Raw genomic sequence first — 16,469 nt, 5'->3', positions numbered from 1 at the left:
GACTGAACGTATCGAGACTGTACGGCGATGCTGCTGGTCAGCGGCCGAGCAGCCGCCTTCGCTGGTTGAGCAGCCTCCGGGGAGGGGAGCGGAATTGTCGAACCGATTCGCTCCAATCACCGTAGAGAGCGACCGTCACCGATGTCAACGGGGTGTCTCGACTGTGAAGAAAAGGTTTCCAAGACGCTCAAGAGCGGTCTTGACCCTGTCCCCGCGGTGAGCCTATGGTCGGCGAACCGATACGTCGAATCGGTTCGCCATGGGCGCATCGTACGAGGAGCGACCACATATGAAGACATCCATGACCAGGCGCCGGGCCCTCGGCTGTGCGGTGCTGACGGTGACGCTGGCCTGCCTCACGACGGCTTGCTCACACGATGACAGCAACGGCTCCTCGACCGGCGCGTCCGGAAGCGGCGGCACGTACAACATCTGGGACCCGTATCCGCAGTTCGATGACTCCTCCGACTGGGTGAAGTTGCTGCAGAAGTGCGGTACCGATGCCGGGGTCACGGTCAAGCGCACCGGCTACGACACCACCGACCTCACCAACAAGGCGTTGCTCGCCGCGCAGCAGGGCAACTCTGCCGATGTGCTGATCGTCGACAATCCGGTTGTGTCGACGTTGGCCGAGGCGGGTGTGCTCACCACCACGGATGACACCAAGATCGACACGTCGGCGGTCGAGCCGAACCTGCTCGCGGCCGGGCAGCTCGACGGTAAGACGTACGGCGTCCCGATCGGCGCGAACACGCTGGCGTTGTACTACAACAAGAAGGTCCTGGACGCGGCGAAGGTCGACCCGGCCACGGTCAAGGACTGGGCGGGTCTGACCGCCGCGTTGGCGAAGGTGAAGGCGGCCGGGAAGAAGGGCATCACGTTCTCGGCGATCGGCACCGAGGAGGGCTCGTTCCAGTTTTTGCCGTGGTTCTGGGGCTCGGGTGCGCAGCTGACCCAGCTCGACTCGGCGCAGGGGGTGGCGTCGCTGACGCTGTGGAGCGACTGGCTGAAGAAGGGCTACGCGCCCAACTCGGTGCTCAACAACACGCAGACCACGAGCTGGCAGGAGTTCGCCAGCGGCGACTTCGCGTTCAGTGAGAACGGCACGTGGCAGCTGGCCAACGCGAAGAAGACCGGTTTCGAGTACGGGATCATCGCGATCCCCTCGCAGGCCGGCGGGACCGCCCCGGCCCCCACCGGCGGTGAGTTCGTGACCGCTCCGGTGCAGAACGACACCGGCCGGTACGCCACCAGCGAGAAGATCATCAAGTGTCTGACGAACGAGGGCAACGCGCTCACCACGGACACGACCCTGTCGTACGTGGCGGCCACCGAGGCGGTTCAGGCCAAGCAGGTCGCGGCGAACCCGGAGCTGAAGGTGTGGGTCGAGGCGGTCGGCGCGGCGAAGGGCCGCACCAGCGACAACCTCGGCACCAAGTATCCGAAGATCTCCGAGCAGCTGTGGACGGCGTTCCAGGCCGCGCTGTCCGGCAGCAAGCAGCCGCAGCAAGCCCTGACGGCGGCGCAGACCGCCGCCGCCGCGGCCACCAAGTGACCGACGTGCTGACCCGCGCCGAGGTGGCCTCCGCCGCCCCGGCGCGGGCGCCCCGCCGGCGTAGCGGCCAGTGGGCGGCCTGGGGATTCCTCGCCCCGGTCGTGATCTACCTGGTCGCGTTCTACGCGTACCCGCTCTACCGCAACCTCGACCTGAGCCTGCACAAGTACACGGTCCGCTCGTTCGTACAAGGCGGGGCGCCGTTCAGCGGGCTCGACAACTACCGGGCCGTCATCGACAACCCGACATTCTGGCCGGCGCTGACCCACACCGTGCTGTTCACCGGCGTATCACTGATCTTCCAGTTCAGCATCGGGATGGCGCTCGCGGTGTTCTTCGTCAACCATTTCCCGCTGTCCACCACGCTGCGAGCATTGTTCCTGGTGCCGTGGCTGCTGCCGCTGATCGTGTCGGCCTCCACCTGGTCGTGGATGCTCAACAGCGACTCCGGTGTGGTCAACTCGCTGCTGCAGGCGGTCGGCGTCAATCCGGTCAACTGGCTCACCTCGCCCACCTGGGCGCTGACCAGCGTGATCATCGCGAACATCTGGATCGGCATACCGTTCAACCTGGTGGTGCTCTACAGCGGGCTGCGGGCCATCCCGTCGGACATCTACGAGGCAGCCGCGCTGGACGGCGCGAGCGGCTGGCAGCGGTTCTGGCGGGTCACCTTCCCGCTGCTGCGGCCGGTTTCGGCGATCACGCTGCTGCTCGGGCTGGTCTACACCCTCAAGGTCTTCGACATCATCTGGATCATGACGAAAGGCGGCCCGACCGATTCGTCCACCACGTTCGCGACCTGGTCCTACCGGTTCAGCTTCGGCAACCTGCTGCCCCAGTTCGGGCCGGGCGCCGCGATCGGTAACCTGCTGATCATCATGGCGCTGATCTTCGGGCTGCTCTACATCCGAATCCAGCGGCAGCAGCAGTCATGACCCGCTCATGGAAAACCCTCGTCGGGGTGGCGCTGACAGCGATCATGCTGTTCCCGGTCTACTGGATGATCAACGTGTCCTTCACCAAGGACACCGACATGCGGCACGACCCGCCCTACCTCTTCCCGGTGCATGGCACCCTCGAGGGCTACCGGGCCGTACTCGACCAGCAGGGCCCCTATCTCGGCACCAGCCTGCTGATCGGGCTCGGCACCGTTGTGCTGACCGTGGCTCTCTCCGCGCCGGCCGGCTACTCGCTGGCCAAGCTGCGGCCTCGCGGCGGCGGAGCGCTCAGCTTCGTCCTGCTGATGGCCCAGATGATCCCCGGCATCATCATGGCGATGGGCTTCTACGCCATCTACCTCAAGCTCGGCGTGCTCAACAGCGCCGCCGGCCTCGTCCTGGCCGACTCCACGATCGCCGTACCCTTCGGGGTCCTGATCTTCACCGCGTTCATGTCGGGCATCCCGGCCGAACTCCTCAACGCCGCGAAGATCGACGGCGCCGGGACCTGGCGAACCTTCCGATCAGTCGTCCTGCCCGTCAGCCGCAACGCGATCGTCACCGTCAGCCTGTTCGCGTTCCTCTGGGCCTGGTCCGACTTCATCTTCGCCACCACCCTCGACGGCGGCGGCACCCGCCAACCCATCACCCTCGGCATCTACCACTACATCGGCAACAACAACCAGCAATGGAACGCGATCATGGCCACCGCCGTCATCGCCTCCATCCCCGCAACGCTGCTGCTCATCCTGGCACAGCGCTACGTGGCCGCCGGCGTCACAGCCGGCGCCGTGAAAGATTGAACCACCCGCGAAAGGCATCCATATCTGTGGTCACCACCTTCTCCGTACAGGAAATTCCCTTCAGCTTTGCGGGATCCTGGTTCGACATCTCCCCGGTCATCGCGGAGAAGACGTACGCCGACGACATGCATCTGGTTTCGCACCGTAACGGATTGCACCCGATCCTGCGCTTCGAGACCCGGTCCACCGACGGGCCAGTCGAGGCGACGGTTACGGCCTCGGCCGCACGGCTGCGCTGGACGCATCAGAACGGCTCCATCGACTTGGTCTACGAGACCGCCGACACCATCCGGTTGCGCGGTACCGGCCTGGGTCTGCGCATCGGGGCCGCCGCACCTGCTTTGACGCCGTTCTCCGGCACCTACCTCTTCCGCGACCCGCGGGACGAGTCGTTTGTCTTCACCTCCTACGAAACCGGACGGCGCTACCGGGTCACTCTGCTCACCCGGAGCCCGATCACGGCGGCCGGCACCGAACTGCTCGGCGCCCGCGATCGGCATCTGGAGCTGCCAGGCAGCGCACCATGGGAGGTGGCCATCGAGGAGTACGCGACGAGTCGCGACCCGTACCAGTCCTCGGCAACCTTCGACGAGGTAGCCCAGCAGTCGGAGGACACGTTCGCCCAATACCTGGAGACGGTGGCGCCGTGGCGGAACGCCCTGACGCCGGCCGCGGAACTCGCCACCTACGTGCTCTGGTCCGCCACGGTGGCACCCGGCGGGTTCCTCACCCGTCCCGCCGTGCTGATGTCCAAACACTGGATGGACAAAGTCTGGAGCTGGGACCACTGCTTCAACGCCCTGGCTCTCGCCGCAGGAGATCCCGAGCTGGCCTGGCATCAATTCCACATACCGTTCGATCACCAGGACCCGACCGGCGCATTGCCGGATTCCGTGACGCACTCCGAAGTGCTCTACAACTTCGTGAAGCCGCCCATTCATGGCTGGGCGTTCGCCCGCCTGCGCCGGCAGTTACCCGAGTCCCTCGAACGGCATCAGCTGACGGAGGTATACCAGCGGCTGAGTCGCTGGACCACCTTCTGGCTCACCCAGCGCCGTTTGCCCGGCCACCCGCTCCCGCACTACCAACACGGAAACGACAGCGGCTGGGACAACGCCACCACCTTCGACGCCGGCCGGGTACTCGAAACCGCCGATCTGGCCGCCTTCCTGATCATCCAGCTGCGCGAGCTCAGTGCTCTCGCGGCCGAACTCGGCGATGCCGCTGCCGCCGTGCACTGGCACGACACCGCCGAACAGATGCAGACCGCGCTGCTGTCGGTGCTGTGGGACGGGAGTCGATTCCTCGCACGCGACCCACGGACCGGCACCATGCACGACAGCACCAGCCTGCTCGCGCTCATGCCGGTCGCCTTGGGCGACGACCTGCCGCCCGAGATCCGGACGTCCCTGGTGGCCGCGCTCAAAGCACACCTGACCCCGCACGGACTGGCGACCGAGCCGCTCGGCTCCGACCGGTACGCCGAGGACGGCTACTGGCGGGGACCCATCTGGGCGCCCGCCACCCTGCTGATCGAAGACGGCCTCCGGCGCGCCGGCCACATCGACCTCGCCGACGACATCAGCAGCCGCTTCCGCCGGCTGTGCGAGACCTCCGGCTTCGCGGAGAACTTCAACGCAGACACCGGAGCCGGCCTCCGCGACCGCGCGTACACCTGGACGGCCGCCGCATATCTCATCCTTGCCGCGGCGCAGCATCAGCGAACGTGATGCCCGGTCAACGGGCCAGCCGGCGCCCGCCTCTGCCGGCATGACGGTCATCGCTCCGGCCGCTGCCACAACCGCCACCGGATTCGGGCGAGTGAGGACACGCCGCACCCGCCCGAGTGGCTCGTCTAACGCAGACTCCACCGCTGGTTGGACTGGCCGTTGCACGACCACAAAATGAGCTGCGTGCCGTTGGCCGTGCCCGCCCCGTTCGCGTCCAGGCACAGTCCGGACTGCACGACGGTGATCGTGCCGTTGGAGTTGACGTTCCACTGCTGATTGGTCTGGCCGTTGCAGTCCCAGATGATGACCGCCGTGCCGTTGCTGGTTCCCTTGCCGTTCGCGTCCAGGCACTTGTTGCCGTACACCGTCAGCTGCTTGCTCGAGGTCGACGTCCAGAGCTGGTTACTGCCGCCCCAGCAGTCGTACAGCTGCGCCTGGGTCCCGTTGGTGGTCGACGCGTTCGGCACGTCGACGCACCGGCCCGACTGCCCACCGACGATCTCCTTGCCGCTACCGCCTCCGCCGCTCGACGTGCCGTATCCGGCGGCCACAATGTTGGCCTGCACCGAGTTCTCCGTCGCGTCCGACGGGTAGCCGGAGGTCATGACACCCTCATAGAAGGTGCCCGCGGAGCCCTTGCTGTTGTCGCCGCCGATGCCCAGGATGATGGCGCCTTCCTTGTGCATCGGGTTGTAGCCGGACACATTGGGCCGGGCACCGCTGTAATACGTGGACAGGCTGCCGGACTGCGCATTGCCGGCCCGGATGGCCCATTGGTTGGGCTGGCCCTTCACGATGGCGGTCAGGAAGCGGTTGTTCACGGTGGGGTCGTTGGCGTTGTAACCGGCGTTCACCCCGGAGAACAGGCCGTTCTCCAGGTCGGCCATCACCCACGGCCCGTTGCCCGTGCCGTACCCCCAGACCTTGATGTTGCCGAAGTAGATGGCCTCCATGTGGCCGTTTCCGGTGTCGTTGCTGCTGGTCTCGGCGTTGCCGTAGTCGAAGCAGCAGCCGCCGTTGTAGTGCGTGCCGTCGAAGATCGCGTACATGCCCTCGGCTTGGTCGCCGGTGGCGATGCCGTTCGTGCTGTTGTTGCGATAGCCGGTGCCGGGGGCCACGTAGACGCCGTAAGCCTTGTTCCCGTTGATCGTGATCGGGGCGGCGGTGGCGTCTGCGAGGTTGTCGGGGCCGCCGGCCGCCCCGCCGCCGGGCGCCTGGGTGAGGTCGTTGCCCCGGCCGGTCTGGTCGTAGATCCGGCTGATTACGCAGCTCGTGCCCGCGCAGAATGAGTCCTGGCCGGCGGCGTCGGCGTAGCCGCCGGCGCTGGTCGGCGTGATGCTTCGGTACGTGTTGTCGGAGGCTCGCCGTACCTGGTAGAGCGGGCCGCTGTAGGAGCCGTACAGGGCCCGGGTCGTGCTGTGCGCGGCGACGCAGGGCGTACCGCCTGAGGCGTAGATGTCGCACGGCCCGGTTGTCGCGGCCTGGGCGGGCGCCATCGCGGCGAACACGCCGCCGAGCAGCACCGCGACGCCGATCGCGGCCAGCACTGCCCTTCTCTGATGGCGATGGAGCAGGGTCGGCATGTGAACCTCGCTTGTCGGTCTGGGGCTGTGGACGCCGGCGTCCCCGGGACGCCCGCGAGGGGAGGTCCTCTTCAGTTGCAGGTCTGGCCTGGCCGTCGCCCCGCGCGGACCATGATCATTGTGAACGTTAACCAGCGACGCTGATCGATTGTTACGCCCACCTCACGGAATAGTCAATGCTGTGATTTCCCGTATGGGCACGGCCGGTCGTGGACTTCGCAGGCGCCTTCGGCGCTCGGCAGGAGCCATCAGTGCGAATGGCGGTGCGGTTCTCGCACTGGCGTTGCCGTAACTCAGCGAAACCGTTTTCCCGATCCGGTTTTCCGTCATTGTCAAAAAGTTCCTGCTGAAAAAACGCTATGAGGCACGATGCACGCCTGCTGCCTGCAAAGACCTACGCAAACAATCGTTCGACATCGAAGTGGTGGCAGCTGCTCGGAAACACCTTCCCGGCGTTTTCTTGAGTGTCCCGGCGGCACTGCCGTAACATGCCAGACGCGGTTGTTAACGCTAACCTAACGACCGACTACTCCCACGGCTGTCAGGCCGGGCCGTGCACGTACGCGACCACCAGCCTGGAGCCGGCATCCCCGCCCCCTGATGCGTTGGAGTTCCCCCATGTCCCCACCCCTGAGTCGCCGTAGCCTGCTGCAGGCCGCCGGTGTCGGCGCGCTCGCCTCCGCCACCGGCGGCGCCGGTGTCTCCCTGGCGAAACCGGCCGACGCGGCCGTGATTTCCCCCGCCCGTCCGGACATCGGTGTGTCGGCATATCCATTCGACCTGGGCCAGGTCAAGCTGTCGGCCGGCCGGTTCATGGACAACCAGACCCGCGCTCTGAACTACCTGAAGTTCGTCGATGTCGATCGCCTGCTGTACGTGTTCCGTGCCAACCACAAGCTGTCCACCAACGGAGCCGCCGCGAACGGCGGATGGGACGCTCCCAACTTCCCGTTCCGCAGTCACATGCAGGGCCACTTCCTGACGGCCTGGGCTCAGGCGTACGCGGTGCTGGGTGATACCACATGCCGGGACAAAGCCAACTACATGGTCGCTGAGCTGGCCAAGTGTCAGGCGAACAACGGCGCCGCGGGGTTCAACACCGGTTACCTGTCTGGCTTCCCCGAGTCCGATATCAGCGCTGTCGAGGCGGGCACGCCCGTCGCCGTGTCGTACTACTGCATCCACAAGACCTTGACCGGGCTGCTCGACGTCTGGCGGTACCTCGGCAACACCCAGGCCCGGGACGTCCTGCTGAGTTTCGCCGGCTGGGTCGACTGGCGCACCGGCCGGTTGAGTTACAGCCAGATGCAGACGGTCCTGAACACCGAGTTCGGCGGCATGAACGCCGTGCTGACCGACCTCTACCAGCAGACCGGCGACGCTCGCTGGCTCAGCGCCGCGCAACGATTCGACCACGCCGCGATCTTCGACCCGCTCGCCGCCAACCAGGACCAACTCAATGGGAAGCACGCGAACACCAATCTCCCGAAGTGGGTGGGCGCCGCGCGGGAGTACAAGGCCACCGGCACCACCCGCTACCGCGACATCGCCGGCAACGTCTGGAACATGGTCACGACGGCCCACACGTATGTCATCGGGGGCAACAGCCAGGGCGAGTACTTCAAGGCGCCGAACGCGATCGCCGGCTATCTCACCAACGACACCTGCGAGCACTGCAACACGTACAACATGCTGAAGCTGACCCGCGAGCTGTGGCTGCTCGACCCCAACCGGACCGACTACTTCGACTTCTACGAGCGGGCGCTGCTCAACCACCTCATCGGCGCGCAGAACCCGGCCGACTCCCACGGCCACATCACCTACTTCACCCCGCTCAAACCGGGCGGGCGGCGGGGCGTCGGGCCGGCGTGGGGCGGCGGCACCTGGTCCACCGACTACAACAGCTTCTGGTGCTGCCAAGGCACCGGCATCGAGACCAACACCAAGCTGGCGGACTCGATCTACTTCTACAACGCCACGACGCTGACGGTGAACCTGTACGTGCCGTCCGTGCTCACCTGGACCCAGCGCGGGATCACGGTCACCCAGTCCACGACGTACCCGGTCAGCGACACCACCACGCTGACCCTGTCCGGCACCATGAGCGGCTCGTGGAGCATCCGGCTGCGCATACCGTCCTGGACCACCAGCCCGGTGATCAGCGTCAACGGCACCGTGCAGAACGTCACCGCGACACCGGGCAGCTACGCGACCGTCACCCGCACCTGGGCGGCCGGCGATATTCTCACGCTGCGACTGCCCATGAGCGTGACCATGCGGGCGGCCAACGACAACACCAACATCCAGGCCATCACGTACGGGCCGGCGGTGCTGTGCGGCAACTACGGCAACACCACCGTGTCTGCGGCGCCGTCGCTGACCGTCTCGTCGATCACCCGCACCAGCACCAGCAGCCTCGCGTTCACCGCGACCGCGAACGGCGCCACGGTGAACATCGGCCCGTTCCACGACGCCCAGGGCTTCAACTACCTCGTCTACTGGAACACCGGCGGCACCAGCGGCAGCGGCACGTACAAGCTGGTCAACGTCGGCACCGGCCTGGTCCTCGGCGTCCAGAACATGTCCACCGCCGACGGCGGCCTGGCCGTGGCCTGGGGCGACACCGGCACCGCCGACCACAACTGGGTCAGGGTCACCGACGGCGCCGACGTCAGGTTCCGTAACGCCAACAGCGGAAAGGTCCTCGGCGTCGAGAACATGTCGACCGCCGACAACGCCCGCGTCCTGCAATGGAGCGACAACGGCACTGCCGACCACCGCTGGACCCTCGTGGCCAACAGCGACGGCTCTTACAAGATCCGCAACGTCAACAGCGGCAAGCTCCTCGCCATCCTCAACGGCTCCACCACCTGGGGCACCCAGGTCGTCCAGGACTCCGACAACGGCAGCGCCGACAACAACTGGCGCCTGGTTCAGGTCAGTTGAGTGTTCGGGGCTTGGCTTCGGGTAGGCCGTCGGACGGCAGGGCTATCGCGTTGATTAATCGTTGTCGATGCGGAAATGCGATACCAGGGTGGTGAGTGTGCTCGCCATCGTCGCGAGTTCCTGCGCGGATCCGGCAGCGGCGGTCGTCGCTTCGGTGTTGCTTGTGGCGGCGGACGCCATGGCCGCGATGTTGCGGGAGATTTCGCTGGTGGTCGCCGTCTGTTCCTCCACGGCACCGCTTATCGTGCCGGCGATGTCGCTGATGCGACCCACGACGTCGCTCATCTCGGTCATTGCGCGCGCCGCCTCCGAAGCCCCACCAGCGATCTTGCTGACCTGGCCGACGATGGTCGTGGTGGCGTGGGCGGTCTGCTGGGCGAGCTGTTTGACCTCGTCGGCGACCACGGCAAATCCCTTGCCGGACTCGCCGGCCCGAGCGGCCTCGATGGTGGCGTTGAGTGCCAGGAGGTTGGTCTGGGCGGCGATGTCCTGGATCAGGCTGACCACTTCACCGATCTCACCGGTGGCCTCGGTCAGGGACGCGACAACCCGTCCGGCGTGATCGGCCTGGCCGACCGCATTCCGGGAGATGGTGCTCGCGTCGGTCAGGCCGCGGGAGATCTCCGCGATGCTGGCGGTCATCTCCTCCGTGGCGGCCGACGCCGAGTCGGCCATCGCAGCTGTCTGCTCGGAGTTGTCCACCAGGGTCGCGCTGACTCCGGACAGGCTCCGGGCCGAGCCGGACAGCCTTTGCCCGGAACCCTGGATCTCCCTGGCGAGTTCTCGTAACTGGGCGATGGTCTGCTGCATCGCGTTGCCGAGGAGATCTTGGTGCCCGTGCGTCCCAGCGGCGTGGTGAAGTCTGCCTGCCGCCAGTTCGGCCGCCTGGTCTGCGGCCCGTCGCAGGTAGCCGCCCAGGTTACGGAAGGAGTCGGCCAGCTGCCCCAGCTCGTTGGCCGACCGGTAGGTGACCTCCTGAGACACGTCACCCACCGCCATCTGTTGCGCGACCGCGGTCACCTGCCGCAGCGGTCTATTGATCGAGACGATGATGGCGGCCGTGATGGCCACAGCCACGGCGAGGACCAGGATGGTGATCAGGATTGCGGTACGCGATGCCGCACCGGCCTGTTGCTCGGACTTGGTCGCGACCGAATGGACGGCACCGGAAATGTGGTCCTCAAGCTCCTTGTACTTGTCGATCTTGGCGGACGCGGCGTCGAACCAGGTGGCCGAATCGACGCCGAACCCGCCGCCCGGCCGCTCGGTCGCGCGTTTCTCAAGCGCAGCCACCCGGGCGAATTCCACGCTGTCGGCCATGCCCGACCAGGTCTTCAGGGTGTCCGGATCGGCGGCTCGAGTGAAGACCGTCAGGTACGCCTGCTGCGCGGCAATCAGCGATACGACCCTGGCCAGTTGGCCGGCGGCGAACCGGTCCGCGGTAAAGGCGCTGGCCAGCTGCGCCCGCTCCTGGCCGGCCTGCTCCTTGGCGCTGACGACACCGAGATAGGCCTGGACCCGAACCGCAACAGCGCCGTTGTCGACCGCGCGGGCAGCGGTGGCGATCATGTCCAGCAGCATCCGGTTGAGCGCCGTGTAGTCGGCGATGATTGCCGGCGCAGGCTTCGTCAGGGCCGCGGTCTGCGACCGCAATTCGGTGATCTTCGCGGCGGCGTCGGGCAGGCGGCTCAGTGACTCGCGTACGCTCGCGGGAAGCTCACTGGTGTGCGCGGTAATGAACGAGCGCAGTTCGCCGAGGCGAACATCTGTGGTCCTCTGCTGAGCGGCGAGTTCAGTACCGAAGCGAACGCCTCGGGAACTGGTGAACTGCGCGGTACGGCCTCGTTCTCTCTGTGTCTCGTGGAGGACGCCACCAAGCGCCGTCGACAACCTCGAGAGCGTGGCGATCTGAGCAGCGGAGGCCTGCTCACGCTGCCGCTGCAGGACGAGTGTGCCGGCGAACCCGATCATCCCGAGCAACGCGACAAGCAGCCCCAGGACGATCTTGGTCTGGACTCTCGCGTCGTGCCACCATCGCATCACAGCCTCCGGGTCCGGTTGGCCTTCGCCCGTTGCATCGGACTACTGCGCGATGGCCGTGACGCCAGGCCGTTGACCGGCCGCAGGAGGCGCATCGCGGCCACCCGGCGGCCACCCAGCCGCTCCCTGGCAGCACCAGGAAAGCCCAGAATCAGCCACATCACTCCATTCTCATCGGCAGGTTTTCGACAGCGCTGAGGGATTCTTGAACGTCAATAACCGTTTGCTTTCGGCGGCACGCAACACGTCTAAACGATCTTGTACGGCGAGAAATGCACAGACACTTACGGCTATGAGATTGCGCCGGCAGGCACCGGGGCGGCAGCAGCGCGGCGCCGGTCTGCCAGAACACGGGGCTGCGCCGGCGCGGCCGGGTCCATAGCCTTCAGTCCATGTCTCGAGACAACGCGCGGAAGGTGGTGCGGTTCGCCGCGGCCGCCGCCGTTCTCAGCCTGACCGCCCTGCTGCCCGCCGCGCCGGCCGCCGCCGCGGGCATCCAGACCATCTACATGAACGCGTCCGGATCGGACTCGGCCGCGGGTAACACCCCGGCGGCGGCGGTGAAGACGCTCGAGCGCGTCGAGCAGCTCGTCGCGGCCGGCCCGTCCGACCAGGACGTCGAGGTGCGTATCCATGCCGGCACCTACGTCGCCCAGCAGACGATCTGGCAGACGTACCGGCCCGGGCACACGATCTCGTTCATGCCCGACGATTACGAGATCGGCGGGGGCGCCGACTCGATCGCCGCGCGGCCGGTGTTCCAGAACGCCCGGGCCAGCGGCTCCAACCGGTACATCGCCGGGTACTGGTTCTACGCCTGCGCGGGCGGGGCGCTCAACGCCGGCGGCACTTCCGGCCTGCGGTTCTACTACCTCCAGGCGCAGTACTACTCGAGCGGCGGCATCTCGCTGGACGGATCGGCCGGGTCCTGCGGCGGCGGATACAACCCGTCCTCCGGGCCGGGCCAGCCGTCGGCGCGCGGCCTGGACGGCAACACCGTGTTCGGCATGGTCCTCACCTCGCTGGGCAACGCGTACACCGGCGGACTCTGCGGCGACGCGGACTGGCCCCGGTGCGGGTACGGCGGGATCGTGCTCACCGAGTCGTCGGGCAACCGGATCGCCAACAACCACTTCGTGAACCTGCGCAACAGCGAGAACAGCTACATCCATGCCACCTACATCACCCACAAGAGCTCGCGCAACACGTTCACCGGCAACAACGTGACCGGGGTCAGCAGCGATCCCGTGAAGCTGCGGGACGGGAGCGACTTCAACACCTTCGACGCCAACGTGTTCGGCGCGAACGGCTTCCCCCGCTCGTCGACGCCGCCGTCCGCGCACTACCTGGAGGAGGTCAACGTGGACGCCGGCGAGTGCTCGTCGTACCACAACCGGTTCACCAACAACGACCTCGGCACGTACCTGGTCGGCAGCAGCGCCAACCTGCCGACCTGGTACCTCTATCCAGCAGGCGCGACCTGGGCCGGCGCCGCGGGCTGCCCGGCGCTGCCGGCCGGCGAGTCCAGGCTGACCACGGCGAACAACACCTACTGACCGCTCGGGTCATTGGCCCGCGGCACGGCTGGCGAGGGCCTGCCGGCCGTGGGCCCCCAGCGGTCGTAGGCCTCGGCGCACTCCTGCCTACGCCTCGATTCACCGTCGTAGCTCAGCCACCGTGCCCAGCCGTTCGAGCTTGTGCGGGTTGCGGATCGCGTAGACCTGGGTGATCCGGCCGTCCTCGATGACGAACGACACGGCCGTGTCATTTTCGCCGCCGGGGTCGATGCGCGCCGCGACGCCGCCGTTGAGGTCGACGATGAAAGTCCTGGCACTGGGCGCGACTTCGGCGAACCGGGCCATCACCGGGGCGAGCTTCGCGGCCCCGCGTACCGGCTTCGGGATTGTCGGCGCCAGGCCGCCGCCGTCGCCCACGACGAGCACGTCCGGAGCCAGCACCTCGAGCAGGCCGGGCACGTCGCCGGTGGTGAGCGCGGCGAGGAACCGCTCGACCACCTGCTGCTGTTCGGTGCGGCTCACCGACATCCGCGGCCGGCGCGCCGCCACGTGCTTGCGGGCCCGCGTCGCGATCTGGCGCACCGCCGCCGGCGACTTGTCCAGCGCTTCGGCGATCTCGTCGTAGGGCACGTCGAAGACCTCGCGGAGCACGAAGACCGCGCGCTCCGTCGGAAGCAGCGTCTGGAGTACCGCCAGCATGGCGATCGACACGCTCTCGGCGAGCTCGACGTCCTCGGCGACGTCCGGGCTGGTCAGCACGGGCTCGGGCAGCCACTCGCCCACGTATTCCTCGCGCTGTCGCGCGAGCGTGCGCAGCCGGTTGAGGCAGAGCCGGGTCACGATCCGCACGAGGTACGCCCGGGGGTCCCGGACCTCGCAGCGCTCGGCGTCGACCAAGGCTGCCCACCGCAACCAGGTCTCCTGGACCACGTCCTCGGCGTCGGCGACCGAGCTCAACATCTCATAGGCGACGGTGAACAGCAGGCTGCGGTGGGCGACGAAGGGGTCCTCGCTCATGACCCGGACGCTACTGCCGGTCGCTGGGCCAGCGGCTTCAAGCCGCACGCGGCGGCGAAACCATCGGACTCGATGCCGAGCGCCACGTTGCCGCGTGTGCTCATGTTCGCGAATGCGATCACCGAGGTGAGCTCGACCACGGCGGCAGATCCCAGCTGGGCGTGCAGCCGGTCCACCAGCTCGTCGGTCACGGTCGGCGGTGTCTGGCTCATCGCCTCGGCGTACTCAAGGACGTCGCGTTCCAGCGCAGTGAAGACGTCCGCCTCCCGCCACCGCGGGATCTCGCGCGCCTTCTCCACGTCGAGGCCCTTGTTGCGGGTCTCGAAGTAGTTGAAGTCCAGGCACCACGTGCAGCCGACCAGCGACGCGACCGCCATGTGGGCGAACGACTTCAGGCCCTCGTCGCAGGCATCCCACTTCTGCACCTTGCCGCCCAGGCCGAAGCTGGCGAACAGCACCTTGGGGTTGTGCCAGTAGACGCCAACCGCCGTCGGCACCTTACCCAGCTTCTTCTCGATCATCCGCTTGATCAGCGCTCCTTTGACGCCGGTGATCTCGGCCGGGGGGATGCGGGTCGTGTGCTGCATGTCTCCTCCTGCGTCGATGGCTGCGCCGACGGGCTGGTAGGCCGTCAACGCCATGGAGACACCGGCCGGGCCGCGGATGTGACATCGAACGGGGTGAGGTGTTCGGCTTTCTCGGTCCGAACGGTGCGGGCAACGGTCGGACTTGCCGGGGCCGTCGCTTATCGCCGGCGCGACTTGCGGGGCTGAGGGCCCGCCTGCCGTCCAGTCATACGCCCGGTCGTGCGGCGCATCGAGCCGGGCGCCGGTCCTGGGCCCGCTACAGCGCGGCCAAGATCTGATCGACTACTTCGGTCAGGGTCGGGCCGACGATGTCGGGCTGGGCGCCGAGCGGGCTGGGAACCACGCCGGGCCGTCGTACCAGCGCGGCCCGGCAGCCGGCGGCCAGGGCACCGGAGATGTCCCAGGCGTGCGCGGCCACCAGCCGTACGCCGGAAATGCCGACACCGAACCGCTCGGCGACCACGCGGTAGGGCTCGGGCGCCGGCTTCAGCCGGCGCACCGAGTCGGCTGAGATGACCGCGTCGAAGAGGTCGCGCAGGCCGGCGTGCGCGAGCTGGGCCTCGGCGACGGCCTGCACCGAGTTGGTCAGGGCGGACAGGGAGAGACTGGTGCCGCGCAGCCGGGCGAGGGCGGCCGGGACCTCGGGATGTGGCGGGAGGGCGGTCATCCCGTCGACGATCGTCGCGGCCTGGGCGTCGCTCAGCGGGGTGCCGGTGCGGTCGGCGAGCATCCGCAGGGCGGCGTGCTGGGCGGTGGTGAAATCGACGTACTCGCCGGTGAGACCGCCCACGAAGGACAGCTGCAGCATCTGGGCAAACCATTGCGGACGCAGGGCCGGATCGCCGAATACCTCCCGGAACGGCTCGTCGAGGGCGCGCAGGTCGAGCAGGGTCTCGTTGACGTCGAACGCGATGACGGTCACCACGGCCGGCCTCCTTTCTTCAGGGTCAGGCAATTCTTCTCTCCGATCGGCGCCGCGGCTCGTCGGCCGCGCCGCCGAGGGCTTGGCTCTCGATCCGCCGGCCTCGCCACCGTCGGCGGGCTCTGCCGGCTGGCCACTGTCGGCATCCTGGCCCGGGCGAGCACACCGACCCGGGCGTCGGGCACCGCGACGCGGTTCGCCCGGGCGAAGTTCGTTCAAACTAGGCACGTGACCGACTCTGATCCGCAACGCACGAGAGCGCTGGTCCGGCATGGTTTCCTGCTGGAATACCTCACCCTTGGCTGGAACATCGTCGGCATCTTCGTTCTCGGCGCCAACGCGTGGATCGCGCGCTCAGTGGCCCTGGCCGGGTTCGGGCTGGACTCGCTCATTGAAGTAGGTGCGTCCGTCGTCGTCATCTGGGAGCTGTCCGACACCAGTGCAAATCGGCAGCGGCGCGCGCTGCGTCTTATCGGGGCCGCGTTCGCCGCTTTGGCGCTCTACCTGGTGGTCCAATCCACCTTCGCGCTGGTGGCGGGCCTCCGTCCGCACCACAGCCCCGCCGGCATCGCCTGGACCGCGATAACCGCCCTGGCCATGTTCGCTCTCGCCGCAGGCAAAGCCCGAACTGGCCGGGCACTCGACAATCGTGTCCTGCGAACCGAGGGTCGTGTCACCCTCATCGATGGTCTCCTCGCCACGGCTGTCCTGGCGGGTTTGGCCCTCAATGCCGGGCTTGGCTGGTGGTGGGCCGACCCGCTCGCCGGGTATGTGCTCGTCTACTACGCCTTACGCGAGGTCCGGGAGATCTTCACCCACGCTTGACCACAC

General features: G+C 67.4%; 12 protein-coding genes. 7 read left to right on the top strand and 5 right to left on the bottom strand.

Annotated elements, in window-relative coordinates; all coding sequences use genetic code 11:
- The first annotated feature begins 289 nt into the window (after positions 1-289).
- The 4 genes from ACIA5D_RS33555 to ACIA5D_RS33540 are packed head-to-tail and all read left to right on the top strand — an operon-like array spanning position 290 to position 5,026.
- Positions 290-1,555, top strand: a complete 1,266-nt coding sequence (locus ACIA5D_RS33555) for an extracellular solute-binding protein (protein WP_396034391.1) — start codon at positions 290-292, stop codon at positions 1,553-1,555.
- Between the two features lie 5 nt (positions 1,556-1,560).
- The gene (locus ACIA5D_RS33550) at positions 1,561-2,490 is read left to right on the top strand and encodes a carbohydrate ABC transporter permease (protein WP_396034414.1); all 930 of its coding nucleotides are present in this window, start codon (positions 1,561-1,563) and stop codon (positions 2,488-2,490) included.
- Positions 2,487-3,296 (top strand): carbohydrate ABC transporter permease, encoded by an 810-nt coding sequence (locus tag ACIA5D_RS33545; RefSeq protein WP_396034390.1) that lies wholly within the window; start codon positions 2,487-2,489, stop codon positions 3,294-3,296. Before ACIA5D_RS33550 ends, ACIA5D_RS33545 begins: the two co-directional genes overlap by 4 nt.
- Positions 3,297-3,322: 26 nt before the next feature.
- Entirely contained in the window at positions 3,323-5,026 is a 1,704-nt protein-coding gene (locus ACIA5D_RS33540) for an amylo-alpha-1,6-glucosidase (RefSeq protein WP_396034389.1), read from the top strand.
- Positions 5,027-5,151: 125 nt separating this feature from the next.
- On the opposite strand, the gene ACIA5D_RS33535 is transcribed toward ACIA5D_RS33540, so the two are convergent.
- Positions 5,152-6,609, bottom strand: coding sequence for an arabinofuranosidase catalytic domain-containing protein (locus ACIA5D_RS33535; RefSeq protein WP_396034388.1), 1,458 nt, complete (start codon positions 6,607-6,609; stop codon positions 5,152-5,154).
- A 618-nt stretch (positions 6,610-7,227) separates the two neighbouring features.
- Between ACIA5D_RS33535 and ACIA5D_RS33530 the strand changes: the two genes are divergently transcribed.
- Positions 7,228-9,555 carry a beta-L-arabinofuranosidase domain-containing protein gene (locus ACIA5D_RS33530; RefSeq protein WP_396034387.1) on the top strand — a complete coding sequence of 776 codons (2,328 nt, stop codon included), beginning with the start codon at positions 7,228-7,230 and terminating at the stop codon, positions 9,553-9,555.
- Positions 9,556-9,609: 54 nt separating this feature from the next.
- On the opposite strand, the gene ACIA5D_RS33525 is transcribed toward ACIA5D_RS33530, so the two are convergent.
- The gene (locus ACIA5D_RS33525; RefSeq protein ID WP_396034386.1) at positions 9,610-11,595 is read right to left on the bottom strand and encodes a methyl-accepting chemotaxis protein; all 1,986 of its coding nucleotides are present in this window, start codon (positions 11,593-11,595) and stop codon (positions 9,610-9,612) included.
- Positions 11,596-11,987: 392 nt separating this feature from the next.
- Here ACIA5D_RS33525 and ACIA5D_RS33520 point away from each other — a divergent pair, with 392 nt between their 5' ends.
- Positions 11,988-13,151, top strand: a complete 1,164-nt coding sequence (locus ACIA5D_RS33520; protein ID WP_396034385.1) for a right-handed parallel beta-helix repeat-containing protein — start codon at positions 11,988-11,990, stop codon at positions 13,149-13,151.
- Positions 13,152-13,250: 99 nt separating this feature from the next.
- Here ACIA5D_RS33520 and ACIA5D_RS33515 read toward each other — a convergent pair whose 3' ends face one another.
- From ACIA5D_RS33515 to ACIA5D_RS33505, 3 genes are all read right to left on the bottom strand, one after another.
- Positions 13,251-14,129, bottom strand: a complete 879-nt coding sequence (locus tag ACIA5D_RS33515; protein ID WP_396034384.1) for an RNA polymerase sigma-70 factor — start codon at positions 14,127-14,129, stop codon at positions 13,251-13,253.
- A complete protein-coding gene (locus ACIA5D_RS33510) occupies positions 14,126-14,716 on the bottom strand; it encodes a carboxymuconolactone decarboxylase family protein (RefSeq protein ID WP_396034383.1) in 591 nt (196 codons plus the stop codon). Before ACIA5D_RS33510 ends, ACIA5D_RS33515 begins: the two co-directional genes overlap by 4 nt.
- Positions 14,717-14,972: 256 nt before the next feature.
- On the bottom strand, positions 14,973-15,641 hold the full coding sequence (locus tag ACIA5D_RS33505; RefSeq protein ID WP_396034382.1) for a haloacid dehalogenase type II: 669 nt from the start codon (positions 15,639-15,641) through the stop codon (positions 14,973-14,975).
- Between the two features lie 225 nt (positions 15,642-15,866).
- On the opposite strand from ACIA5D_RS33505, the gene ACIA5D_RS33500 reads away from it, so the two are divergent.
- On the top strand, positions 15,867-16,463 hold the full coding sequence (locus ACIA5D_RS33500; protein WP_396034381.1) for a cation transporter: 597 nt from the start codon (positions 15,867-15,869) through the stop codon (positions 16,461-16,463).
- Positions 16,464-16,469: the final 6 nt, after the last annotated feature.

The organism is Actinoplanes sp. NPDC051513 (genome assembly GCF_044454685.1).
Taxonomy (GTDB): Bacteria; Actinomycetota; Actinomycetes; order Mycobacteriales; family Micromonosporaceae; genus Actinoplanes.
Note: the sequence above shows the minus strand (reverse complement) of the source record. Positions and strands in the feature narration are given on the sequence as shown.